Origin of the sequence: Anaerobiospirillum sp. NML120448, from assembly GCF_023050945.1 — a bacterium.
In the GTDB taxonomy this organism is placed as follows: Bacteria; Pseudomonadota; Gammaproteobacteria; order Enterobacterales; family Succinivibrionaceae; genus Anaerobiospirillum.
Genome location: NZ_JALKIM010000030.1, coordinates 12,610 through 38,984, shown reverse-complemented (window position 1 = coordinate 38,984; position 26,375 = coordinate 12,610). Strand labels below are relative to the sequence as shown.

Here is a 26,375-nt window from a genome sequence, read left to right as displayed (position 1 = left end):
TCTTTATATAGATTTAATTCAATAAAAGCCTAAATATCTTGGTCATATAGGGTAGCTAGATATTACGAACAGAAACTCAATGTAATATTTGTAAAAAGGTTGAGTTGAAAAAATTACCAAAATCATACAATGATAAATATCGATGTATTAGAGAAAATTGTTGGTAATAGACAAAAAAAATAGGAGCCTAAAGGCTCCTATTTTTTAGTTAAAGCTTAACTATCATTAATTGGCGCTTTGATAAGGAGTTACAGCCTTAACTGCCTCTGCAAAGCTCTTCTTTGGTAATTCAGTTGTTAGACCATATTCCCAAGTAATAACACCGCCCATATTCATTACATTTTTAAAACCAGCTTTTGCCATAGCATTCATAACAATACCAGAGCGACGACCTGAACGGCAGTATAAAAGTACTGGAGTGTCTTTTTCTTTTAAGAGCTTAAGATCCTTGTGTTGAGCAATGGTGCTTTCATTAAGCTCATCTAATGGAACTAAATAGGCATTTTCAATATGGCCAGCGTCATACTCTTCTTTGGTACGAACGTCGATCACAATAGCGCCATTTGCTTCCATCAAAGCTTGAGCTAAATTCTGTTTGATGTTGGTAGGCTCTGCACTGTATTTAAAATCGTCCAATAATTGATCAGCAGCCAGTGCAGTGAAAGAAGGAAACATGAAAGCAACTCCTAAAACTAAACCATTAATTAGAGTTCGAGCAGAATTTTTTAAGAAATTAAAAAACATCATACTAATCACCTACAAGAAAACTTAGCTATGACAATAGGGCTTGTATTAATTAGCTTGAATGACACTAAGATTATGCAAAAATAAACTAATGATCTGACAAACTCTATTCTTAATGCAATTAAGAAAGCCTATGCTAACTTGCGCTAAATTGTAAACCTAAAATCAATTAATTGCAGCTAAGTGAAAGAAATAGCCATGTTGATTCCCAATGGCTGCATTATACAAAGCCTTTATCACCAAAGACTAAACAAAAGAGCTCTCGTTGCTTGTATAAAGCACTGACTAAAGCTAAGCCGTAGCCCCATAGCTAATAGCTAACTTGGCCTCTATAGCCCCTATAGTTTAATCGTATGAATTTTGGCCAAATAGTTGGCCATGAGTGGGTAAAAGATATCACCAGAACGAAGCCATAGCGCCACAGCGCTATAGCAGCTATAGCTGCTATAGCCATTTGCCATGGCACCATGGTAGAAGGCTAGGCCAAAGAGCTGGCCATAATGCGGTAAAGTGTTAGTTGTGGGTAGTAGGTGTTTGGTTAATTTTAGAGAAGGCCTCGGACGATAAAATGCGGCTTTCAATATTCTCAAGGGAATTTTTGCCTGGGTTTGGTAAATATAAGTAGCAAAAATAAAGCACTAGTAAAGATACTAAGCCTCCAAAAGTTAGCAAGCCAGTAAAGCCATATAAATGAAGAATAGGGGCATAAAAGTTAATGGATACCAATACTCCTAGGCCGTGAGATAAAAAGATTGCGGCAATACCAAATTCACGACCACGAATAGGCATAAGTTCAATGCTAATAACAGTTATAAAGACAACAAAAGCGCCAAAAGTAAAAATGATAAAGAGTAATAAAGACACTAAAAGAGCAAACTGGTAGATGGCGCTTGATTCAAACATTGAAACTAAAGCAGCAATAAACAAAAACACAATGCCTAGACTATAGCTATATAAAACTACTAAGCGTCTTTTGTTATGCTCACTGGCTAAGGCATGAAGTAATACAGCGATAAAAGCTACGCCAAAGGTTATGTAAACTACATTGTTGTTCAATGTATAGTGGCAGTTTTGGGCACTTTCACATACCAGTTTTAAAGAAATATTGTCCATTAAAATATAAGGGATGATAGTTACTCCGCCTATATTGAAAAGGAAAGTAGTAATACATAAAAAGGCTAACAGACGGCGATAAATAGTGTTTTGTAAGAAAAACTCAAAACCACGACTTTCGCCTCGACAGCACTCATTAATCTCAGCTAGTTCTCGTGCAGCCATACCCATATCATGACGTAATTTAAATAGTACTGAAAGAGCTGCGTCTGATGATCCTATTAGTGCTAAGTAGCGTGGTGATTCATGTAGCTTTACTGTGGCAATTGATACTAAAACTACGTTGATCAAGAAAAATACGATAAAGACCATGAAGGGATTAGTGTAAAGATCATAATCACTAATAAAAGAGAATAATGTGCCTATCAAAATACTAATAGGGATCATCATTAAGCTCAGTCCTCGTTTATTAGGCAACATAATTTCACAGTTGTATAACAAGGCTGAGATTAAATAGAGGCCAAAAGAGAATCCAATAACAAGCTCTGAGCACAATAAGATAGAGTAATCTGGCGCTACTAGTGAGGCAAAAATAGCTAAAGAACCTACAGTAATGCTGGAAATAATAGAAATCTTTCTACCAGATCCGTAGGTAACATAGCCTGCGATAAAAACACCAAAGATAAAGCCAAGAATATAGGTGCCAGTAACAATATCAGATCTGCTATCAGCAATTAGGTAAAAGTCAGAGACTACATTATGGTTAATAAATACGGCACCTAGGTCAAAACCAAAAATCATACCCATAGCCGACACAATAGCAATATGTGGCAGAGGCCATAGGGCGATATCCTTAAATGGGCTTGGTTGTTGAGGCATTTTGAATCTCTTGGTAAAAGGGAGTTATGAAATACTACTTGGCTTTGCAGAGTGGGCGAGTTGGTCGCATTATGAACAATTGTTGCCTTTATTTTAAAGCAAAAATTTATCTCATCAAATAATAATTGAAGTTTAGCCGCTGAAAATAGCACTTAGTCTAAAGGCATTACTATGTAATAGTGCAGGTATTAAGCATGGTGCTCTAAGATAGTGGGCTTTAGTTAAATTGGGTAAAAGCTATGGCTATGGCTAAAAATATTATGGAGTATGGTCTTTAGTGTCGTTACCAGCTACATGGCCATGGTCATGGCCCTGGCCCAGAGCCATGGCTATGGCTATGGCTATGGCTATGGCTATAGCCTTAGCTATGTGGGAAAGTCTTGGTAGGGCTATGGCTGGGGATATGGGGGAGCACGGGGCTTTTTGGTAAAAAATTAAGATTGCTAAATCGATATAATAAAATTTTGCTATTATTGCTTAGTTAATCTTAATGATACATTCTCACGGGTTATTTTGTTTTTTAGGAGAGAGTGATGGAAGTTATAAGACTCCCTAATTTTAAAGGTCGCGTAACTGTTGTTGGAGATGTTATGTTAGATCGCTATTGGTATGGATCTTCTAGCCGCATCTCGCCTGAAGCTCCCGTGCCTGTAGTAAATGTAGATCGTTATGAAAACCGTGCAGGTGGTGCTGCTAACGTAGCTTTAAACTTGGCCTCTTTAGGTATTGAGTGCGATCTAGTAGGTATTGTAGGTCAAGATGAAGCTGGCCAAACTTTAGAGCAATTGCTTAAAGATAAAAACATTGATCCTCGCTTTATTGTTAGTGAGGAGTTGCCTACCATTACCAAATTAAGAATTTTAAGCCGTCACCAACAATTATTAAGAGTCGACTTTGAAAAAGGCTATGACAAGGTAGATCAGGGCAGTTTATTATCAACTTTAAGAAAGTGCATGCGTGATACCAAAGTAGTTATTTGCTCTGACTACGGTAAGGGTGCCTTGTCTTCGGTACAGACTATGATTCAAGAGTGCCGCTCTAAAAATATCAAGGTCTTAGTTGATCCTAAGGGCACTGATTTTTCTCGTTACAGTGGCGCTACTTTATTAACTCCTAATATGTCTGAATTTGAAGCTGTAGTAGGTAAAGTTCAGGATAACGATGATTTAGAGAAAAAAGCTTTAAATCTGATTAAGGAGTTTTCACTTGAGGCTTTATTAGTTACTCGCTCTGAAGATGGTATGTCTTTAATTGTCCCAGGTAAGGACGCACTACACATTCCAACTTATGCACGTGAAGTTTACGATGTAACTGGTGCGGGCGATACTGTTATTGCAACTTTAGCCGCTAGCTTAGCCAGTGGTTGTGACTTACCTTTAGCTTGCGCTATTGCTAATAGAGCGGGCGGTATAGTAGTTGGTAAGCTTGGTACTTCAACTGTAACTCCAAGAGAGTTAGATGAGGTTATTAATGGTCGTGGTCACTCTTGCAAGCATATGGGCGTAATGAGTGAGGATGAAGTAGTTGAGGAAGTGGCTTTCTTAAAGCAAAAAGGTAAGAAAGTTGTTATGACTAATGGCTGCTTTGATATTCTCCATAAAGGTCACGTCGACTACTTGCAAAAGGCTCGTGCCTTAGGTGATGTACTCATTGTAGCAGTTAACTCAGATGAATCAGTACAAACCTTAAAGGGCCCTACTAGACCAATTGTTCCTTTAGAGAACCGTATGGATGTATTAGCCGCTTTAGGTTGTGTTGATATGGTAGTGCCTTTCTCTGAGGAAACTCCACAGCGCTTAATCGCTCGTATTTTGCCTGATATTTTAGTTAAGGGCGGTGATTACAAAGTAGAGCAAATTGCAGGTCACAAAGAAGTACTAGCCAACGGTGGCAGTGTTAAGATTTTAAATTTTGTCGACAATTGCTCAACTTCTAATATTGTTAAAAAGATTCAAAGCCAAGCTTAGTTAAGTTCAAGCGCTAATTAAAAAAGGCCTCTTAGTCTTGTTGCTAAGAGGCCTTTTTAGCTTGAAAGCTTAGTGATTACAAGCTTATAGCTATTGAGCGTTCATGTGGCTAGCCTTAGGCATATTAGTAGCTTGGCGCTCTAAACCACGGTTGATAGCATCAATGTCATCAATAGTTAAATTACCCTCGGTATAGAGTAATTGTAGGCGTGACATCACATAGTTAAAGCGAGCAGCTGATAAAGCCTGCTTGGCAGAGTAAAGCTGCTGAGTAGCATTGAGTACGTCAGAAATAGTACGTGTACCAACTTCATAACCAGCTTGGGTAGCCTCTAAAGCACTTTGAGCTGAGCGCTCAGTCTGGGCATAAGCATTAACGGATGAAATAGCTGCTTGAACGTTGTTATAGTTGTTGTTGGCGTTTGAAACCATAGTACGGTGAGCTAATTCTAAAGCCTCAGAGGCGGCTACATAAGCATGTTCTGCCTGTTGTACTTGAGAGCTAACTGCGCCACCTGAGTAAAGAGGCATATTAAAGTTAACGCCAATAGTGCTTTGATTGCTGGTGCCTTCTTGAGCTGACATAGCATCGATAGAATACTTGTTATTAGCAACACCTACTGAGCCTACTATGTCGATAGTTGGCTCGTGACCAGTTTGAGCTAATAAGATTTGGTCTTTAGCAATATCACGACTTACTATGCTAGCTTGTAAGGACAAGTTGTTTTGCTCAGCAGAGTTAACAATTTGGCTAATAGTGCGTGTTACAGGGAATGGAGTGAAGCGCTTGGCATCCAAAGCATTTAAGGAAGTAACCTGACGGCCAATTAACTTACGAATTTCTTCATAGGAGTTAATTAAGATATTCTCAGCATTAATAACTTGAGCTGATGCTAAGTCGTAGGCTGCCTGAGCTTCTAACTGGTCAGTTTCTGCAATTAAACCTACATGGAAACGACGAGTAGCCTCATCAAGCTGTCTTTTTAAAGCAGCCTGATTAGCTTTAGCGAAAGTTACGCTATCTACGGCATTTAATACAGAGAAGTAAGCTTGGGAGACACGTAAGATTAACTGCTGCATAGCATCAGCATAAACAAGCTCCTGTTGAGCTGCGGCTTTAGTGGCAATATCTCTATTGACCCAAGAGCTATGTCTCCAAATAGCTTGAGATAAATCAACGCTGCCTTTAGCAGTAGAGCTATTGTAGGATGAACTCTTACCTGCTGGGTTTACACGGGAGGCGCTAAGGCCAGCAGTTAATTTAATTTGTGGTAATAAAGCGGCAGTAGCCTCATCAATGGCTGCAACTGCCTTATCTCTATTAGCCTTAGCCTGTAAAACTACAGGATCTCTTTGGTAGGCTTCATTGTAAATATCTAATAGATCTTCTGCTTGGACAGTAGAGATGCTGGAGCTCATAAGACCAGCGACAGCCAAGGCTAACATTCCGACTTTTAAACGCATTGAGCAACCTCAATCAATCAAGTACTTAAAAACGACTTAGGCAAATTAGGCCACACACTATGTATTAATGACGCTTTTAAGCAATAAATAAATTAATTCGACAAGGACTTGTAATAAAAAGGGGGCATTTAAAAGTCCTTATTGACAAGCAATTAGAATGATACCTTAATTTTAGCATCAAGTCTTTGTGCTATTTTTAGTCTATTATACGTACATGCATGTATGTATGTAAGTAAATTTTTTTAGAAAATACTGAAAAAAATCTCTCTTGCAAACACTTATTTGTAAGTTGCATGTAAAAGATATTAAGACAGGAAAACTAGGCAAAACTTGGTAGTTTTGATAGATACAACAAGATGAGATAAAAAAAGACCATTTAAGGTCTTGGAATGGTGGAGGTATACGGGATCGAACCGTAGACCCTCTGCTTGCAAAGCAGATGCTCTCCCAACTGAGCTATACCCCCACAAGAGTAGTGCTAATTATACAGTGGATAAAACTACTGTCAATTAGTTAGGATAAAAAAAGACCAACTAAGGCCTTAAATGGTGGAGGTATACGGGATCGAACCGTAGACCCTCTGCTTGCAAAGCAGATGCTCTCCCAACTGAGCTATACCCCCACGATGGGTAACCAGAATGTTTAAGTTTTGGTGGAGCTAAACGGGATCGAACCGTTGACCTCTTGCATGCCATGCAAGCGCTCTCCCAACTGAGCTATAACCCCAACTTAAATGGTGGAGGTATACGGGATCGAACCGTAGACCCTCTGCTTGCAAAGCAGATGCTCTCCCAACTGAGCTATACCCCCATCTGGTCGTGTTTTCTTTCTGGTGGAGCTAAACGGGATCGAACCGTTGACCTCTTGCATGCCATGCAAGCGCTCTCCCAACTGAGCTATAACCCCACGTCGTCAGAAAACGATGCTCATTATACAGTTGCAAATTTTACTGTCAACAACTTTTTACAAAAATTTTAAAATTTTTTAATCAGCGGCCATTTTGCCCCAAAATTTCACAAACACCAAAGCCTGATCAATCCCTAATACTTATGCACCATAGCCAAGGCAAAGGCATAAGGCATAAGTATGGCTATAGTCATAGCCTTCACTACAGTCTAGGTTTGGGCCATGGTCATAGCCATGGCCAGAGCCTTGGGCTGCTTTTATTACCTGGGGTGAGCATAAAGCGTAGTACTGATTGCATTGCTAACTCATAAGATAGGGCTGGAGTCGCCGCTTCTAGACCTCTGTCCTGAGCCATTGTTATGGTTCTGGCAATGGCTAAGTAGGGATGGGGAGATTGTTTTTGTGGTTGGTCAAATTGAGGGAGGCTGGATAACTTTTGGGTGAGTGATGGTTGAGTGCTGGGGTGTTAGCTTGACTGTGTGGAGCAGTGGTTGATGGTGAAGGAGGGTGGTTTTGTTTGTAGTTTGGGGTTGAAAATGGCTTATATTTGGTGGTTTTGTGGTGTTGGGTCTTGAGTTGAGGTGGTGGGATTATGATGTATTGGGGGTACATTGCCTAAAAAATATTAACTATTACGGCTATAAGATATAAATAATATGATAATCTTGCCTGCGTTAGCTCAAGAGTATGTGGGCTGTGTTTCCTATATTAATACTAGTGAGGGCTTAAATAGAAATTGTCGTATATCAAGCAAATGTGATAATTCCTATTTACGTCTAAAAGAAGATAGCCAATAAGCTTTAAAGGATTGTGAGCGCTATGGTAAAAAAGGTCGAATCGGTATATGACGGCTCCTCTATTGAGGTCTTAGAGGGTTTAGAGCCAGTACGTCGTCGTCCAGGTATGTATACTGATACTACCAGTCCTAACCATTTAGGCATGGAAGTAATTGATAACTCAGTAGATGAAGCTTTAGCTGGATATGCTAATGAAATTGAAGTGGTATTACATGAAGACAATTCACTACAAGTAGTGGATAACGGTCGTGGTATGCCTGTAGATTTACATCCTGTTGAAAAGGTTCCTGCTATTGAGCTGATCTTTGGCCGTTTACACGCTGGTGGCAAGTTTAACAAGGAAAACTATGGTTTTTCTGGTGGCTTGCATGGTGTGGGTGTGAGTGTAGTGAATGCTTTATCTACTCGCTTAGAAGCTCAGGTTAAGCGTGGAGGTAAGATTTACGCTATTGCTTATGAAAATGGCAATAAGGCTGAAAATTTACATGAAATAGGTACTTGCGATAAAAAAGAAACAGGTACTTCTATTCGTTTCTACCCTGATAGCTCTTATTTTGATAATGGTAATTTTAACTTTAAGAGCTTAATGCATTTATTAAAGGCCAAAGCAGTGCTTTGTCCTAACCTCACCGTACATTGTTTAAATAAAAAGACAGGTGAGCAATTTACTTGGACTCACGAAGGCTCTTTAGGTAATTACTTATTAAATCAATGTTCTAATCGTGAAATTTTGCCAGCCGTTCCTTATTCTGATGTCGTTAAGAGTGATGACTATGAGGTGGCTTTTGCGGTAGCTTGGGAAATTGATTCTAATGAAAGAGTAAGAGAGTCTTTTGTTAACTTAATTCCTACTGCCGAAGGTGGTACCCACGTTAATGGTTTCCGTGTAGGTCTGCTCTCTGCTATGCGTGAGTTTTGTGATTTGCACAATCTCTTGCCACGCAATTTAAAATTAGTAGCAGATGATGTGTGGGCAGGATGTTCTTTTGTTTTATCAGTAAAGATACGTGATCCACAATTTGCTGGTCAAACTAAGGAAAAGCTCTCTTCACGTGAATGTGCCTCTTTAGTTGAGGGTGTAGTTAAAGATCGTTTTTCTTTATACCTCAATGCTAACTTAGAGAGTGCTAAGGCTTTAGCTAACTTAATTATTAGTGCCGCCAAAGTACGTGAGGCCTCAGCTAAAGTAGTAGAGCGTAAAAAGTCAGTTCGTGGCCCACAATTACCAGGTAAGCTAGTTGACTGTACTTCTACTGATCCGTCTCGTAGTGAGCTCTTTATTGTTGAGGGTGATTCAGCAGGTGGATCAGCTCGTCAAGCTCGTGATGCCTCCTTCCAGGCTATCTTGCCTTTACGTGGCAAAATTTTAAATACCTGGGAAGTATCTGCTAATACTGCTTTAGCCTCAGAGGAAATTCGCTCTATTTCTATTGCTATAGGCTTAGAGCCTGATAGTGATAATTTAGAGGGCTTGCGTTATAACAAGATTTGTATTTTGGCTGATGCTGACTCTGATGGCTTGCATATTGGTACTCTGTTATGTGCCTTATTTGTGCGTCACTTTACCAAATTAGTAAAGGAAGGCCATGTTTATGTAGCTTGCCCTCCTTTATATCGTATCGATAGTGGCAAAGACAAAGAGTATGCTTTAGATGATGCTGAATTGGCATTAAAGCAAAAGCAGTTACTAAAACGTGGTGCTAAGGCTGAGAATATTAAAATTCAGCGCTTTAAGGGCTTAGGTGAAATGAATCCTGAGCAATTACGTGAAACTACCTTAGCTCCTCAATCTCGCCGTTTAATGCAATTGACTTTAGAAGATCAAGTACAAGATGAGACCTTTGCTTTATTTGACATGTTATTGTCTAAAAAGAGAGCCTCAGATCGTCGTGTTTGGTTAGAGCAAAATGGCGATAAAGCACAATTAATGGATTAATTATCATTGGTTGGTGCTATAGCATATGAAAATAAGGGTCAAAACTATCAGGTTTTTGGCCCTTATTTTTTGGCATATTGGCTTAGTTTGTGCTTTAATTAAGCTTAAGTTTGCTTTTGCTAAAGTAAGCTTGCTGGTTTTTTATTGATCCTGCTACTGCAACTACGCTAATTAGTTGGTAGATAGGTGTTGGTGGTCGCATACTATTTTGAATTTATGAGCGTACAGCCTGTGAGCTTTTGAGATCATAAATTTGGTTGCAAGACTTTGTTTTAACTTTTAGCGCCAGGGCTTTGGATTTATCCAAGGTCTTCCTAGCTTTGACAAGTTGTAATAATCGTTAGTTTAGGCAAGCATTAGCCTTGAGCTTGCTGGTAATTGTCGCTTATTTACAGCTTTGTTTAGAGCACTGACAGAGGAGATGAAATGGCCGAGTCGTCCGATGGACAGGAGAAGACCGAAGAGCCGACTGGTAAACGAATATCAGACGCGCGCAAAAAAGGTCAACTTCCTCGATCGCGTGAGGCAGGAACATTCTTTGTACTGCTCTCAGGTGTGGCTTCAATATGGATCATGTCTACGTTCTTAGGAGAAGGCATGTTGAACATTATGAAGCAGTCCTTTACTCTTGAAAAAGAACAAGTTTTTGATCTTTATGAGATGGGACGTATTTTCTACCAACACATATTTACCATTGCTATTCCTATTTTAGGTATTTGTGGAACTATGTTGGTAGCAGCATTCTTTGGCAATATTATGATTGGTGGCATGAACTTTTCAACCGAAGCTATCATGCCTAAGCCAGATAAGCTTAATCCTATCAATGGTTTTAAGCGTATTTTTAGTATGAACTCAGTAGTTGAGCTCATTAAGAGTATTGCTAAGGTAGCTTGTATTGGTTCGATTTGCTACTTTTTGATTAGCGGTCGTATCAATCAAATATTACGTTTATCTTATATTGACGTATATTCAGCGGTACACGATGCTTTTGTGATCCTGTTTATTTTCATGGTAATCATTGTGTGCGCCATGATCCCAATCATCTTAATTGATGTTCCTTTCCAAATTTGGCAATACCGTCAACAATTGCGTATGACCAAACAGGAACTTAAAGATGAAATGAAGGAGACCGAAGGTAATCCGCAAATTAAGAGTCGTATGAAACGTATGCAGTACGAGATGGCTGCTCGTCGTATGATGTCTAAGGTACCTACAGCTGATGTGGTAGTTACCAACCCAACCCATTATGCAGTAGCTTTATCTTATGACCCTAATGGAGAGTTAGCTCCTTTAGTGGTAGCAAAGGGTGTGGATGAGGTAGCAGAAAAGATTAAGGAAATTGCACGAGAGTACAAGATTCCAGTACTGCAACTACCGCCTTTAGCTCGTTCTTTATACTACACTACTGATTTGGATCGTGAAATTCCTCGTGGTCTGTTCCAAGCGGTAGCGCAAGTGTTAGCATGGGTTTTAGGAACTAAGGCTTATAGAGAGGGTAAGGCACCGCAGCCTCCTCGAGAGTTGGATAAAGAATTACCTATCCCAGATGAGCTTAAGTTCTAAGATTTAAATAAGGGTGTTTGTTTTGAACAAACACCCTTATTGTTTTTAGGTGGCTATGAAAATGGTCGTGATATCTTTTCTGTGCCTTTGCATTATTGTTGGGCAAAAGTATATTTTGGCAAAAGTGGTGATTGGGGTTAGATCTTATTAGAAGAGGGGTAGTTTTAGGGTCGCTAAAGAGGGTTAAGTTAGTATGACACTTAGGGCTAAGAGGGCTAAATAGCAAGCTTAGCAAGCTATTAGTTAGCTGTGGCTAACTAAAATTGATAATTTTATATCACCTTGCATCATGTATCTATTAAGAAATTATTAACTTTTAAGTTGTGTGCAAAAATTCCATAAAATTGCTATTGCTTAATAATACTTTGCAAATTTTAAGCTGTTCTTGTGGTACAATCGCCATACCAAATAGCAAAGCTATCTATCATATAATAATATGATACATATGTTTTGTTTATGGATATAGGTTTTATCTATTCAATATAATTTGCGGTAGGATCTCTTGCCTTAGCTAAAGGCAGGTAGTTTATTAGATTAGGCAAAACTATGTTGTCGTCTTCATCTGATAGACGTACAGACAAACAACAAGGTTACCCCCAATCATCAGACTAGATGCTTTAGTTTAGTTGTCATATAGTTTGTTCAAGCTTTGAATTAAGCAATACCTCAAAATTAATTGGAGCACTAACTTTTTAATTGTGTTTTACTAATTAAAATTAAGATGGTTAGATTTCCTTGAAACATGGGACTTAGTGCTCAGTAATAGAAAATTGATTCGGCTCTTAATAATCTTTTGGAGGATTAAATGGCCAGTAAGCATAGTAAGAAATCAGCTCCAGTTCAGACTGTGAAAACCGTAGCTAGCCAGGAAACTGAAGTTGCTAAGAGTGCAGTAACTACTGCCGTTGACAATTGTGATTGCTCTAATGAGAGTGACTTATTCAAGCCAACTGTAGAGCAATTTAAGCAGTCAATTGTTAACCACTTAAGAAGAACTATTGGTACCTCAGAGAAGAAGGCCTCCAATTTAGCTTGGTGGCAAGCAGTAGTTTACGCAGTTAATGAATTAGTTTTCGAGCGTTTAACCCAGACTCAAGCTACTCACGCAGGCAACGATACTCGTGCGGTGAACTATTTATCTGCTGAGTTCTTAATGGGCCGTTTAACCGTTAATAATCTTTGCAACTTAGAAGTTTACAATACCTGTAAAGATGCTTTAGCTTCTTTAGGTGTAGACATCAATGCCATTTGCGATGAAGAGCCTGATATGGCTTTAGGTAACGGTGGTTTAGGTCGTTTAGCTGCTTGCTATATTGATTCCTTAGCTACCTTAAAGTACCCATCCATTGGTTACGGCTTACACTATGAAAACGGCTTGTTCCGTCAAGAAATTCGTGGTGGTCGTCAGGTTGAGCGTCCAGATTCTTGGCGTGAGTACGGCTGTCCATGGGAAGTTTGCCGTCCTGAGTCTGTTCAAGAAATTCCTGTTGGTGGTTATGTAGAGGATCAAGTTGCTCCTGATGGCACCATTCACAAAGTATGGCACCCTGATCACATCATCAAGGCTGTACCTTGGGACATTCCTGTAGTTGGTTTCCGTGGCTCTTCCGTAACTGTATTACGTTTATGGGAGTCTCGTGCTAACGAGCAATTTAACTGGGACGTATTTAACGCAGGTGGTTACGTAGATGCTCAAGAGGAAAAGGCAGCATCTGAGACCATCTCTAAGGTTTTATACCCTAATGACTCTACCGAAGCTGGCAAGATGTTACGTCTTACCCAACAGTACTTCTTCTGTGCCGCTTCCTTAAGAGATATTTTACGTCGTTACAATCGTGCTCACCACCACGATTACTCAGCTTTTGCCTCTAAGATCGCTATTCAGCTCAACGATACTCACCCAGCTATCGCTGTAGCTGAGTTAATGCGCTTATTATTAGATGAGGAAGGTTTAAATTGGGATAGCGCATGGAAGATCGTAACTGATGTCTTTGCCTATACTAACCACACCTTATTGCCAGAGGCTTTAGAGAAGTGGCCTGTATACCTCTTCGAGCGCTTATTACCACGTCACTTAGAGATCATTTATGAGATCAATGCTCGTTTCTTAGACGGTGAAGTTGCTCGTAAGTGGCCTAATGATAATGGTATGCGTGCTAAGCTTTCTATCATCGAAGAAGGCCCATGCCGTATGGTTCGTATGGCCCACTTATCTGTTATCGCCTCCCGTCGCGTTAACGGCGTAGCTGAGATCCACTCTCAATTAGTTCGTGAGCAATTATTCCCAGAGTTTGCTCAAATTTGGCCAGATCGCTTCTGCAACGTAACTAATGGTGTAACTCCACGTCGTTGGTTATTAGCATGTAACCCAGGCTTAGCTGAGCTTTACAATGAGGTTTCTGGTAAGGATTGGCCGCTACACTTAGACTCATGTGCTAAGATGCGTCCATTTGCTGATAAGCCAGACTTCCAAAAGCGCTTCATGGACGTTAAGTACAAGAACAAGGTTGCTTTAGCTGCTGAGATTAAGAAGTTATGCGGTGTTGAGGTTGACCCTCACGCAATCTTTGACGTACAAGTCAAGCGTCTCCATGAGTACAAGCGTCAGCACTTAAACTTACTATATATCCTCCACTTATATCGTGAGTTATTAAGTGATCCTACCAAGACTATTGTGCCTCAGGTATTTATCTTTGGTGCTAAGGCAGCTCCTGCTTATACCTTAGCTAAGGATATTATCTACGCTATCAATAAGATTGGTGAGCGCATTAACAATGATCACCGTATTCGCAACCAGCTTAAGGTAGTATTCATTCCTAACTATCGTGTAAGCTTAGCTGAGAAGATTATTCCAGCTGCTGATGTTTCTGAGCAGATTTCTACTGCAGGTTACGAGGCTTCTGGTACTTCTAACATGAAGTTTGCTATGAATGGTGCTCTTACCTTAGGTACCATGGACGGTGCTAACATCGAGATTGTTGCTGAGGCTGGTGAGGAGAATAACTTCATCTTTGGTCTAAGCGTACAAGAGGTTCAGGATCTTAAGGCCAAGGGCTACAATCCATGGGACTTCTACAATAGCGATGCGGACTTAAAGGCTGTCTTAGATTGGCTCGATACTGATTACTTCACCCCTGGTCAGCCTGGTGCTTTATCTTCTATTAAGCGCTCATTATTAGACCACGGCGATCCGTTCTTAGTATTAGCTGACTTTGCCTCTTATCGTGATGCTCACAAGCGTGTTGAGGAGCTTTATAAGGACAAGGAGCGTTGGGCTCGTGCTGCTATTATCAACTCTGCTTCTATGGGCAAGTTCTCCTCTGATCGTTCTATCGAGGATTACGTACACAATATTTGGTCATTAAAGAGCTACGACGTTAATAATAAGTAATGAAATTTAGTTAATCTTTCATTGCTTTTATTAAACAAAGGTCTTGTTCTGAGCAATTGGGGCAAGACCTTTTTAGTAAATTATTTCAAGATAAAATTTTTTACTATTGAGCCACTAGGGAAATTAAATCAGCTTTGCTTAGCAATATTAAGACATAAGCAAATTATTTTTTTGTATAATTTCATTTTTTCAATGGCTTTTTTAATGAATTTCAGAAGGTGTTATGTCAGATAATCTTGTCAACTTAATGGATATGGATCCTGATACTTTAAAAGAGTTTCTTGTTGCTCATGGTGAGAAACCTTTCCGTGCTACCCAACTATTAAAATGGATCTACCAATATGGCGTAGTTGACTTTGATAAAATGACCAACGTCAAAAAGGAAAGCTGTGCTCTTTTAAAGCAAATTGCTTACATTAAAGCTCCTGAAATTGTAACTGAGCAACGCTCTAGTGATGGCACCATTAAATGGGCTTTAGACGTGGGTGATGGTCAGTTAGTAGAAACAGTATTAATTCCTGAAAAAGATCGTAATACTTTATGTATTTCTACTCAGGTAGGCTGTCCTGTTAAGTGCTCATTTTGCCGTACAGGAAAGTCAGGCTTTAACCGTAATTTAAAAGTTCATGAAATTATTGGCCAAGTATGGAGAGCTGCCTCTCGTGTTGGCTTTAGCGAAAACAAAGAGCAAAAACCTATCTCTAATGTTGTAATGATGGGTATGGGCGAGCCTTTGCTAAATGTGCAAAATGTTTTGTCTGTAGTAAAGCTTTTGTTATCAGACAATGCCTTTGCTCTTTCTAAAAGAAGAGTAACTATTTCCACCTCTGGTATTGTTCCAGCTTTAAATAAGATTGCTGGTAAAGTTGATGTGGCACTAGCTTTGTCTTTACACGCTCCTAACGATGAATTGCGTGATATTTTAGTGCCTGTAAATCAAAAGTTCCCTTTAGACACCTTGTTTGATGCAGTACGTAACTATGTAGATAACTCTAATGCCAATTGTGGCCGTGTTACTATTGAGTATGTGCTATTAGATCATATTAATGACAGCATTGAGCAAGCTCATGAGTTAGCTCATCTCTTAAAAGACTTACCTTGTAAGATTAACTTGATTCCATTTAATCCTCATGAGGAATCAGAGTACAAGCGTCCAAGCAATAGTCGTGTAGATCGATTCTATAAAGTTTTAGTTGAGCAGTATGGCTTTACTGTAGTAACTCGTACTACTAGAGGTGACGATATTGCTGCTGCTTGTGGTCAGTTAGCTGGACAAGTTCGTGATCGTAAGTTGCGTGAGCAACAAGACCATGTGCAGTCTTTAGTAGATCAGCCAATCAAAGCCATAGTTAAACCTGTAGATCTTTAATATTTATAAGCCTAAATAAGGGCTCTTAATTGATTGAGCCCTGATTATGGATAATAGGGTTTTTCTTTGCTCTCAAACATAGATTAGTATCTACCATAAGATTTTATGAAAATGTTGGAACTAAGATGAGTGATTCACAACAGGCCAATAAAGAGGCCGAACCAATTAAGCAAGATGAATCTATTGTTTCAAACAATGCCGCTATTGATACTGAAGATAGCAGCACTACATCTCAAAATGATGCCAAATTAGAGCTTTTTGAGCCTGAATATGATGACGATCCTAATGTTGTTCGTGAGGCCATTGCAGATCCTTATAACAATATGGATTACACCAGTGAAAGCTTAGAAAACCTCAAGACAGTAGGTGCTATTTTACGTTATCACCGCCAAAAGTCTGGTATGACTATTCAAGAGGTCGCCTCTAAGATTAAGGCTCGTACTGGGACTGTTGCTGATATTGAGAATGACAGACTCAATAATTCTTCATGTGTTAGCTTTTCTAAAGCTTTCATTATGAATTACGCCGCTTTAATGAAGCTTAACCCAGATGAGATGTTTGATTTGTACTTACAAAATATTAGTGAGACAGTATCAATCGCTCATGAAAAGAGTCATAACAAAGTAGATAAACAAATGGCTCGCAACTGGGTTTTAGTAGTGAGCATGATTTTAGTAGCTACTGCAGGTTACTTTGTGTTTAGTGCTAGTGAAGGCAACAAGAGCAAAGATAATGATGGTACCTTAGTTAATCCTCAAACTACTGTTGTTGCCAATCATGACAGCTCTGAGCCTTTAGTCACTGGTCAGATGCAAATTGGTAATACTGATAACCCAGTGGTGATTGATGCTCCTGAAAATAGTCAGGCTCCTGAGGTTAAAGTAGTAAGTCCAAATACAGCTCGTGCCACTGCTCAGGCTCAAGCCCTAGCTGCAAGTTCTAAGAATAATGAGGCTGTAGCTGACAATAAGGTAGAGCAACCACGCTCTTTAGCTTTGCCAGCTAATAGCATTAAACCATCAAGCTCTTTATTAGCTGATAGAGTAGAGACTAAAGCCTCTATGATGGTTGCTAGCGAACAGGGCAAAGTAGAGAATAATAAAAATATCTCTATTGCTGCCTCCTCGCAGGAGCAAATATCTGAGCCACAGGCCGAGCCACAGGCCGAGCCACAGGCTGTTCAACAATCTGAGCACAAGGCCTCTGATAGCTCTACCAATCTATCTTTGGCAAAAGAGGCTGTAGCTGAGCAAGCTAAGAGTGATGAGGCTAAAGCCAAGCAAGAGCCTAAAGAGGTTGCTGAGGAGAAAATTGAGCTTAAAGATAAGCTTAAAGATATTTCCTCTAAAGTTAAACTCACTAATAGAGAAGGTTTAGCTAGTCTTAATAGCGCTGAGATTGAGGTAGTAAAGAAGGTTGCTCTAAGAATTGTAGACAGCCAAAAGAAAGTATTAGCCTCTGGTGTTTATGATGCTCCTAAGAGCATCAAAGTAATTGGTATTCCTCCAATTGTAGTGGAGCTTTCTGATACTCAAGCAGTAAAGATTCATTATCAAGGTGGTAATGTTAAGATGCCAAAGGATAAGCAAGTAAAGCTTGAACTACCAATGCGTTAGTGAAAATACCTTCTTTGAGCTTTATGATAAGTTCTTATCAAAAGCTTAAGTCAAATTGATTATATAATTTACTAAGAGGCCTGACTTATTACAGTTTGGCCTCTTTTAGTATGTATATACATAGGTAAGACGTTTAGATATCTTTGCTTGTAGGGTATGATTGTAAGTTTGATTTTTTATTAAGTACTTTATAGGCGCTTAATAAAGATAAATTAGATCTGTTGTAGACGAGGATAGTTCATGGAATGGCAAGCTCCTAAAATTGAGCGTAGAAAGTCACGCCAAATTAAAGTAGGTTCAGTGTTAGTAGGTGGTGATGCTCCTATTTCTGTTCAAAGTATGACCTGTACCGATACTTTGAACGTTGAAGCAACTGTGGCACAAATTAAGGCCTTAGCTGATGTTGGAGCTGATATTGTTCGTGTTTCCGTGCCATCCATGGAAGCTGCGGAAGCTTTTGGTCAGATTGTTAAAGCTGTAGATGTTCCTATTGTTTCGGATATTCACTTTGATTATCGCATTGCCATTGAATGTGCTAAAAATGGTGCCGCTGCTTTAAGAATTAATCCTGGCAATATTGGTGCACGTCATAAGGTTGAGGCTGTATGTCAGGCGGCTAAAGATCATGGACTGCCAATTCGTGTAGGTGTAAATGCTGGTTCTTTAGATAAAGATTTATTAGACAAATATGGCTCTCCAAATCCAGATGCTATGGTTGAAGCAGCACTACGTTCAGCTGAAATTTTAGAAAGCCATAATTTTGTCGACTATGCTTTTTCTGTAAAGGCCTCAGAACTTAATTTATGTGTAGCCTCTTATGAGTTATTAGCCTCTAAAACCGATGCTCCATTACATTTGGGCATTACTGAGGCTGGTGGTCTAACTGGTGGTACCGTATTGTCATCCATTGGTATTGGTATGCTCTTGTCTAAGGGCATTGGTGATACTTTACGTGTATCATTAGCCGCTGATCCTGTTGAGGAAGTTAAGGTAGGTTGGGCTATCTTAAAGAGCATGCACTTAAGAACTCGTGGTATTGATGTAGTAGCTTGCCCAACATGTTCCCGTCATGGCCTTGATGTGGTCGGTACCGTTAAAGCTTTAGAAGAGCGCTTATCTGATATTAGACAGCCAATTAAAGTAGCTGTTATGGGCTGTATTGTTAATGGCCCTGGTGAGGCTCTAAGAGCTGATGTGGCTGTTTGCGGTGGTAAAAACGGCAATAGCATGATTTATGAGCATGGCGAAATGATGGGGCGTATTAACAATGATGAGATCTTAGATCGCCTAGAAAGCCGTGTTCGTGCTTTAGCTCAAGCTAAGCAATAGCCTAAAAAGATCTAACCTTAAAGCCAAGTTAAGACAGCCTCAAGCTTTATCTTAATTTGGCTTTTTGTCTTTTTGAATGCTGTTGCCAATGTTTAGGAGTCAAAACCTCGATCAAGCCTTATCCATCAATGGTTTAAGGCTAATTTTTTTTTCAAACTTGTGGGGGGGCAATTTTTCTTGCTGCTCACACTCAAAGCCTAAGGTTCGCCCGATGCAATCTTGTATAGACACAGCTCAATACAACGCATTTCATTCCTATACCAATACCCATATTCACGCCTAAACGTCAATTACCAAATATCCTTTTGAGTACTTATCTTATTTAATTCTCCATCCATGAGATGCATCCTACACCTACTAAAGATGAGCTAGTTTTCGCTTGTGCCATAGCTGTGGCTCTGTTTTATCTTGCCTGGTAGGGCTCAGCAAAGCTCAGCAAAGCTCAGCAAAGCTCAGCTTGCTCAGTCTAGCGTAACCAAGCCAGGATCAGCCATGCCATGGATAAGCCAGGCCATTGCAGGCTATGTCTTGGCAAGCTTAGCCTAGCCTGTAGTTGCAAGTTGAGGGTGATGAGGAGGGGAAAAAGTAGGTAGGTGCTAAGGAGGGACGGCATTTTTGGTGCTAATAGTGCCAAAAAATCGGTTTTTTTGTAATTTTTATGTGTTTTAGCTGTAAAATTGAGGGTTTATCTTGAGCATTAGTTGGATTAATGCTCATAGTGTACGTTTTTACATAGTTTGTCCTAATTTTGCTTTAGTAAGATTGTAAGAGGACAGGTTTTTAAAGGATTAAAGATTCATGGCTCAGTCTATTCAGGCTATTCGTGGTATGAACGATTTGCTACCAGAGGATACTTCTGTTTGGCAAAAAGTTGAAAAAGTATTACGTCAAACTGTAGCTTCTTACGGTTATAGTGAAATGCGTATGCCAATTGTTGAGCATACTAATCTTTTTAGCCGTGCAATCGGTGAAGTTACTGATGTAGTAGAGAAAGAAATGTACACCTTTGAGGACAGATCAGGTGATAGTCTTTCTTTACGTCCAGAAGGTACTGCAGGCTGCGTACGTGCTGCTTTAGAACATTCTTTAATCTATAACCAAGAGCAAAGACTATGGTATATGGGCCCTATGTTTAGACATGAGCGCCCACAAAAAGGTCGCTACCGTCAATTCCACCAATTAGGTGTAGAAGTTTTTGGTCTAGAAGGTCCAGATATTGATGCTGAGATCATTGCTTTAACTCATGATCTTTGGTGCAAGCTTGGCATTGCAGATCAGCTTTGTTTAGAGCTCAATACCTTAGGTAATAGTGAAGAGCGTAAAATTTACAAAGAGAACTTAGTAAAGTTCTTAGAGGCTCACTTTGAAGATTTAGATGAGGACTCTAAGCGTCGTACCCACACTAATCCTTTACGTGTTTTAGATAGTAAGGATGAGAAGGTTAAGGAAATCTTAAAGGACGCTCCTGCTTTATACGATTTCTTAGGTGAGGAAAGTAAGGCTCACTTTGAGAATTTACAAAAGTTATTAACCTCTTTAGGTATTAAGTTCACTATTAATCCTCGCTTAGTTCGTGGTTTAGACTATTACAATCTAACTGTATTTGAGTGGACTACTACTGCTTTAGGTGCTCAAGGCACTGTTTGTGGCGGTGGTCGTTATGATGGCTTAGTTGAGCAATTAGGTGGTAAGGCTACTAAGGCTGTAGGCTTTGGTTTAGGTCTAGAGCGTTTGATCTTATTATTAACCACCTTGCAAAAGGTAGCTCCATCAAGCCCAGTAGACATTTTTGTCTGCGGTATGGGTGAGAATATTGAGTCTCATCAATTAGCATTATGCGCTCAGATGCGCTCTGCTTTTGCTGATTGTGGTGTTTTAAATCACTGCGGTGGCGGTAACTTTAAGCGCTTATTAAAGCATGCTGATAAGGTTCAGGCTAAGGTGGCTTTAATCTTAGGTGAGCAAGAGTTACAAAACAACACCGTTATGGTTAAGAACTTAGCTACTGGTGAGCAAGAAGAAGTTTCTCGTCAAGCTGATGTGTTAACTTCATACGTTGCTAAGATTTTAAAGAAGTAGTCTTGGTTATTTAATATTAACAAGGCGCTCTAGTAGGCATGAGCTCTATTTGGGGCGCTTATGTTACTAGATCTAGCGCTTAAATTTCGCTATTATCAAGCGTTTAGCTGGTATTTTTAAACTTTAAAAATTTTTACAGGGGTCAAGATGGATATCTTAACTGATGAGCATGAAAGAGAAGAGGCGGTGCGAAAATGGTGGCACGAGCATTGGAAACCAATTGCTTTAGGTGTTGCTATTGCCTTAGCTGGTTTAGTAGGTGTACGCCAGTATCAAGCTTATCAGCTCTCAGAGAGTCAAAAGACTGCTTATGAGGTTTATCAAATCCAAACTCAGTTAGCTTCACGTGGTGTTAGTGCGCTACAAGAGGCTCAGAAGTTTATTGATGCTAATAATGATATTTATGGTTCATTATTAGCTTTAGATATGGCTAACGTACAAATCCGTGCTGCTAAATACGAAGAGGCTCAAAAGTTAGTTGCTTTTGCTAGCAAGCATGGTGGTGATTTACTTGCTCCTCAGTGCACTATTTTAACTGCAAGATTGCAAGCACAATTAGGCCAATATGATGATGCTCTAAGCACTTTAGCTGCCTTAAAGTCTGATGCTTATAAAGCTGAGGTTGCTGAAACTAAGGGCGATATCTTAATTGCCAAAGGTGATCGCAAAGGCGCTCACGATGCTTATTTAGATGCCATTAATACTCTTAAAGCTGCTAACTTACAGATTAGTTCAGTGCTACAGCTTAAGTTTGATAATGTTATTGAGCATGGTGATACCCCTGCTTATAAGTTAGTAGCCGAACAAGCTGAGCAAATGGTTAAGAGCTTAGAGAGCAAGTAATTATTGTAAAGATTAGCTTTACTGAACTTTATTAAACTTGTTAGGTCTTATATCATTAAGAGCAAGCTTTGTTTGCTATAGAAAATCAGTGCCATTATTTTGGAAGTTTTATCATGCTAAAGTCTAAATTAGCTCTTGCTTTACCGCTGACAATCTTAACCTTAGTAGGTTGCTCTAGCTCCGATAATCGCTTTGAGCCAGTTGATGCCCCAGAGGTTAATAATCTCTTTGTGGTCAATGAGTTATGGTCCAGTTCAACAGGTGGCACTGATAGCTTCTACTCAGAGCTAGCTCCAGCTTTTGATGAGCAAAACGTATATACCTCCTCCCGTAAAGGAAAGGTTTATGCTTTTAGCCAGGCCAATGGTGAGGAGATTTGGGGCGTTGATCTGTCTGATGAGGCAGAAAATGATGATAAGCGTTCTGCTCGTTTATCTGGTGGTGTAGCCATCAATGGTAATAAGTTAGCTGTAGGCTCTGAAAATGGATATATCTATCTTTTGAGCAGCGCTAATGGTGCTATTGTTTGGAAAAACTACTTAGGTGCTGAGGTTGTTGCCAAGCCAAGCTTTAATTTTAGCGGTGATAAGCTCTTCGTGTTAGATAGCCGTGGTAATTTCACTGCATTTGATACTTTTAGCGGCACTAAGTTATGGGTTACAGGTGATGCGCCTCAACCATTACGTTTAAGAGCCCAGCCAGAGCCAACTGTGGTAGGTGATGAGTATTTATTAGTAGGTACCTCATCAGGTAAAGTCAATGTGATTTTACAAAGCAATGGCGCTACTGTTAACCAAATTAATGTAGGATCTGCTAGTGGTGCTAATGCTTTAGATCGTGTCTCTGATGTAGCTTCCCGTCCTTTAGTATTAGGTCGTGTGCTCTATTCTGCTTCCTATTCTGGTGGCTTAGTTGAGTATGATTTAGGCACCTTTAACTATTTAACCAAATTAGGTTATCAGACCAGCCGTGATATGGCTTATGACAATCAGTCATTAGTTTTAACCTCTGATGATGGCAGTGTTTATTGCGTCAATGTAGAGGACAATTCACAGCGCTGGGCTAATACCTCTTTAGGTTATCGCCAAGTTACTGCTCCTGTAATTTATGGCGATTATGCTGTGGTTGGTGACTATGAGGGCTATTTATACTTCTTAGATATGAATGATGGCTCTATCGACTATATGGATAGAGTTGATAGCTCTGGTATTTATAACGCCTCATACGTTAAGAACGGCAAGCTCTATGTTTTAGCTAAAGATGGCACTTTAGCTTGCTATAGCTACGCTGATGGTGCTAAGGAAAGCTCAGCAAAATATGTTGAGAATATTAATAACCTTATTTCCTTAAAGGCAGCTCAAGGTTTAACCTTACATCATCCAGGTGTATACGATAGCGGTATTTATGCTCCAAATAGCATGAGCAAAGAGCAGCTTGAGGCCCGCCGCACTGCTATTAAGCGTGCTGTTGCCCAGCAAGAGGCTCAAATTGCCGCTCAAAGACGTGCTGCTGCACAGGCTGCTAAGGCTCGTGCTGAGTACGAAGCTCGTGTTAAGGCTTATGAGCAAGAGCGCCGTGAGCGCTTATCAGGCTTTGGTATTGCCCCAGGCGTACGCTCTGATGTAGAGTCTATGGACAACCAAAAGCCAAAGGCTGATAACACTCAAAATACCTCACCTGCAACTGAGCAAAGCTCACAAGGTACTAATGAGGCTCAAGAGCAAAGAAAGTCCTCTAACTTTGGTATCTAATCTTAGCTAAGCTCATTAAAATTAATAGGAAAAAACTAAGCAAGGAGTATTCTGCGCTTAGTTTTTTTCTGATAATTAGCAACTAATATGTTGCTTGAAAAATAAGACTATTAAGTCTTAATCCATTTATTTTGGCCATCTCTCCTTTAATTTTAGCCACCAGCTGTTTAATTTAAGAGCTTAGCTCTTAGCTCTTAGTAGTTAAGATTAATCTGTGATTATCTTTTCCTCTTTAAAGTACCTTTAGCCCAAAGGTTACTTGTCTTAAAGGTTAAAATTGTAAGGTAGAGAACCTACGACAATAGCGCAGGTTGCGCGGTTGCTCGCAGTTTAAGGCTGAATGTTTAATTTTTAAAAGATCATCAGAGAGCTTTATTAAAGTTCTTATGTGATCAAGGAAAATATTAATGAAGGTAGTAGCCTTAGTAGGTTGCCCAAATGTTGGTAAATCTACTCTTTTCAATCGTCTTACCAGAACTCGTGATGCCTTAGTGGCTGATTTTCCTGGTTTAACTCGTGATCGTAAGTATGGCCGTGCGCTCTATGATGGTCGTGAGTATATTGTTATTGATACTGGCGGTATTGCAGAAGATGCAGAACAGCCATCAGATTTAACTAATCGTATGACCTCTCAAGCTTTATTAGCTATTGATGAGTGCGATTTAGTGTTATTTATGGTGGATGCACGTGCTGGTATTATGCCTGGCGACTACTCAGTAGCAGAGTACATTCGTAAGTCTGGTAAACCTTGCGCTGTAGTAGCTAATAAGATTGATGGCATGGATCCTGATGTTGCTGGCACAGACTTCTATGCTCTTGGCTTAGGTGAAATCTACCAAACAGCTGTAGTTCACGGACGTGGTGTTAATGTTCTTTTAGAAGAAGTTATTGCCCCTGTATTACGTGAAGAGGGCCCTCTTGAGAGTGACATTATTGAAGACGAAGATGAAGAGCAAGACAGCGTTTGGGAGTCTGGCTTTGAATTTTTAGATAATGTTCCTGTAGATCGCACTGGCGGTGGTTTTGATTGGCACTCTTTTAGAGAAGCTCAAAGAGCTCGTATTAAGGGCGATGAGACCGAAGAGGACAAGCAAAAGGCCGAGCAAAGCACCCAAACCCCATTTGCTGACTTGCCAATTAAATTTGCTTTAGTAGGTAAGCCAAATGTAGGTAAGTCTACTTTAACTAACAGAATGTTAGGTGAGGAGCGTGTAGTGGTAGCTGATATGCCTGGTACCACACGTGACTCCATTTATATTCCTTTAGAGCGTGAAGATCAAAAGTATATTGTTATTGATACTGCTGGTGTTCGTAAGCGTCGTAAGGTTAATGAGACCATTGAGAAGTTCTCTATTGTTAAGACTTTAAAGGCCATTGAAGATTGTAATGTTGCTATTTTAGTAATTGATGCCCGTGAGCATATTACTGATCAAGACTTATCTTTATTAAGCTTCATTATTGATTCAGGTCGCTCTTTAGTAGTAGCCATCAATAAGTGGGACGGTTTAACTCAAGAGTACAAAGATGAGATTAAGCGTGAGCTTGATTTGCGCTTGGGCTTTGTGGACTTTGCTCGTGTTCACTTTATCAGTGCTTTACATGGTACTGGTGTAGGTAACCTGTTCGAGTCTATTAACGAGGCTTACGAGTCAGCTACTCGCCGCAATAGCTCCTCTTTACTTAATCGTATTTTATCTGCCGCAACTCAGGAGCACGAGCCTCCTGTATCTGGTGGCCGTCGTATTAAGTTAAAGTACGCTCACGCTGGCGGTTATAACCCACCACGCATTATTATCCACGGTAACAAGGTTTCTAAGATGCCAGATAGCTATAAGCGCTATTTAATCAATTGTTATCGTAAGTCCTTAAAGATCATGGGTACTCCTGTGCTGCTTGAGTTTAAAGAGGGTGATAATCCATACGCTAATGAAAAGCCAGCTCAAAAGCGTATCACTCAGTCTAAGATTAGAGCTCAAAAGCGTGAGGCTGAGACCCAACGCCGTTATGAAAGAGCTGCTCAAAAGGCCGAGCGTGCTCAAAATCGTGCTATTTCAGAGGCTAAGCGCACTGGCACTGGTTTAGTTCTTAAAAAGCGTCCAAAGGCTAAAGCCAAGAAATAATTTGTCTTAGCTCTTTAGCTAAATAAGCCACAGTTTTAGTTTGTCACACAAGCTAAGATTGTGGCTTTTTTCATTATGGCCTCAGAAAGCACTAACTTAACCGTAAATACGCCAAATTTTGGCATTTGCATGGCATTTCTATGAAAAAACATGCATCTATTTTAGAATAGATGCTAAAAAAGTATTATTATTATTACTTGCGCAGCATTAGCGTATTAAAAGTTGGTAGTAATCTTGCTTAGCAAAAAGAAAAGTTAAGCTTAAATTTGCCCAACTTTTTTGTTAGCAAATACTAATTTTGTGTGTTTTTTACGTAATTTTGTGTTGTATACTGTTAGCTAGATTCAATTTTTTAAAGGTTGAGCTGTGAGACAACAACAAATAATAATCAGTTTATTGTGTTCACTAGATATCCTTGACTCTAGATAATGTCTGTATTTTCAATTATTTGGTTGGCTTGATGATTTTTAAGATAAGCCATGGCTCTTTTATTAAACAATGCCAGAATGATGAGAGCCGTTTTTAGATTGGTTTATTAACAGTTAAAGATTTATTGTGTTAGTCGTAG

General features: G+C 39.6%; 15 protein-coding genes and 5 tRNA genes. 12 read left to right on the top strand and 8 right to left on the bottom strand.

Going from position 1 to position 26,375, the window contains the following annotated elements; genetic code table 11:
* Window positions 1-225: 225 nt before the first annotated feature.
* The gene (locus tag MXE38_RS06750; RefSeq protein ID WP_246913396.1) at window positions 226-747 is read right to left on the bottom strand and encodes a rhodanese-like domain-containing protein; all 522 of its coding nucleotides are present in this window, start codon (window positions 745-747) and stop codon (window positions 226-228) included.
* Window positions 748-1,257: 510 nt separating this feature from the next.
* Entirely contained in the window at window positions 1,258-2,676 is a 1,419-nt protein-coding gene (locus MXE38_RS06745) for an MFS transporter (RefSeq protein WP_246913395.1), read from the bottom strand.
* Between the two features lie 533 nt (window positions 2,677-3,209).
* Between MXE38_RS06745 and hldE the strand changes: the two genes are divergently transcribed.
* Window positions 3,210-4,643 carry a bifunctional D-glycero-beta-D-manno-heptose-7-phosphate kinase/D-glycero-beta-D-manno-heptose 1-phosphate adenylyltransferase HldE gene (gene hldE / locus MXE38_RS06740; protein ID WP_246913394.1) on the top strand — a complete coding sequence of 478 codons (1,434 nt, stop codon included), beginning with the start codon at window positions 3,210-3,212 and terminating at the stop codon, window positions 4,641-4,643.
* Window positions 4,644-4,733: 90 nt separating this feature from the next.
* Here hldE and MXE38_RS06735 read toward each other — a convergent pair whose 3' ends face one another.
* The 6 genes from MXE38_RS06735 to MXE38_RS06710 all read right to left on the bottom strand — a co-directional run bounded on the left by MXE38_RS06735 (window position 4,734) and on the right by MXE38_RS06710 (window position 7,013).
* Window positions 4,734-6,107 carry a TolC family outer membrane protein gene (locus MXE38_RS06735; protein WP_246913393.1) on the bottom strand — a complete coding sequence of 458 codons (1,374 nt, stop codon included), beginning with the start codon at window positions 6,105-6,107 and terminating at the stop codon, window positions 4,734-4,736.
* Between the two features lie 390 nt (window positions 6,108-6,497).
* Window positions 6,498-6,573, bottom strand: a tRNA-Ala gene (locus tag MXE38_RS06730).
* A gap of 80 nt (window positions 6,574-6,653) precedes the next feature.
* A tRNA-Ala gene (locus MXE38_RS06725) sits at window positions 6,654-6,729 on the bottom strand.
* 28 nt (window positions 6,730-6,757) lie between these two features.
* Window positions 6,758-6,833: transfer RNA gene (locus MXE38_RS06720), tRNA-Ala, on the bottom strand.
* A gap of 8 nt (window positions 6,834-6,841) precedes the next feature.
* Window positions 6,842-6,917 (bottom strand) — tRNA-Ala (locus tag MXE38_RS06715).
* Between the two features lie 20 nt (window positions 6,918-6,937).
* Window positions 6,938-7,013 (bottom strand) — tRNA-Ala (locus tag MXE38_RS06710).
* 656 nt (window positions 7,014-7,669) lie between these two features.
* On the opposite strand from MXE38_RS06710, the gene MXE38_RS06705 reads away from it, so the two are divergent.
* The 11 genes from MXE38_RS06705 to der all read left to right on the top strand — a co-directional run bounded on the left by MXE38_RS06705 (window position 7,670) and on the right by der (window position 25,807).
* Window positions 7,670-7,810 (top strand): hypothetical protein, encoded by a 141-nt coding sequence (locus MXE38_RS06705; protein WP_246913392.1) that lies wholly within the window; start codon window positions 7,670-7,672, stop codon window positions 7,808-7,810.
* Window positions 7,811-7,832: 22 nt separating this feature from the next.
* Entirely contained in the window at window positions 7,833-9,746 is a 1,914-nt protein-coding gene (parE, locus tag MXE38_RS06700; RefSeq protein WP_246913391.1) for a DNA topoisomerase IV subunit B, read from the top strand.
* 426 nt (window positions 9,747-10,172) lie between these two features.
* Entirely contained in the window at window positions 10,173-11,309 is a 1,137-nt protein-coding gene (gene flhB, locus MXE38_RS06695) for a flagellar biosynthesis protein FlhB (protein ID WP_246913389.1), read from the top strand.
* 805 nt (window positions 11,310-12,114) lie between these two features.
* On the top strand, window positions 12,115-14,700 hold the full coding sequence (locus MXE38_RS06690; RefSeq protein WP_246913387.1) for a glycogen/starch/alpha-glucan phosphorylase: 2,586 nt from the start codon (window positions 12,115-12,117) through the stop codon (window positions 14,698-14,700).
* A gap of 223 nt (window positions 14,701-14,923) precedes the next feature.
* Entirely contained in the window at window positions 14,924-16,069 is a 1,146-nt protein-coding gene (rlmN, locus tag MXE38_RS06685; RefSeq protein WP_246913386.1) for a 23S rRNA (adenine(2503)-C(2))-methyltransferase RlmN, read from the top strand.
* 125 nt (window positions 16,070-16,194) lie between these two features.
* Window positions 16,195-17,685, top strand: coding sequence for a helix-turn-helix domain-containing protein (locus MXE38_RS06680; RefSeq protein ID WP_246913385.1), 1,491 nt, complete (start codon window positions 16,195-16,197; stop codon window positions 17,683-17,685).
* A gap of 240 nt (window positions 17,686-17,925) precedes the next feature.
* Window positions 17,926-19,014, top strand: a complete 1,089-nt coding sequence (ispG, locus tag MXE38_RS06675; protein ID WP_246913384.1) for a flavodoxin-dependent (E)-4-hydroxy-3-methylbut-2-enyl-diphosphate synthase — start codon at window positions 17,926-17,928, stop codon at window positions 19,012-19,014.
* A gap of 798 nt (window positions 19,015-19,812) precedes the next feature.
* Window positions 19,813-21,093, top strand: coding sequence for a histidine--tRNA ligase (gene hisS / locus MXE38_RS06670; RefSeq protein ID WP_246913383.1), 1,281 nt, complete (start codon window positions 19,813-19,815; stop codon window positions 21,091-21,093).
* Window positions 21,094-21,240: 147 nt separating this feature from the next.
* On the top strand, window positions 21,241-21,936 hold the full coding sequence (locus tag MXE38_RS06665; RefSeq protein WP_246913382.1) for a tetratricopeptide repeat protein: 696 nt from the start codon (window positions 21,241-21,243) through the stop codon (window positions 21,934-21,936).
* 113 nt (window positions 21,937-22,049) lie between these two features.
* Complete coding sequence (gene bamB, locus MXE38_RS06660; protein ID WP_246913380.1) at window positions 22,050-23,687, top strand: outer membrane protein assembly factor BamB; 1,638 nt, start codon at window positions 22,050-22,052, stop codon at window positions 23,685-23,687.
* Window positions 23,688-24,094: 407 nt separating this feature from the next.
* Entirely contained in the window at window positions 24,095-25,807 is a 1,713-nt protein-coding gene (gene der / locus MXE38_RS06655) for a ribosome biogenesis GTPase Der (protein ID WP_246913379.1), read from the top strand.
* Window positions 25,808-26,375: the final 568 nt, after the last annotated feature.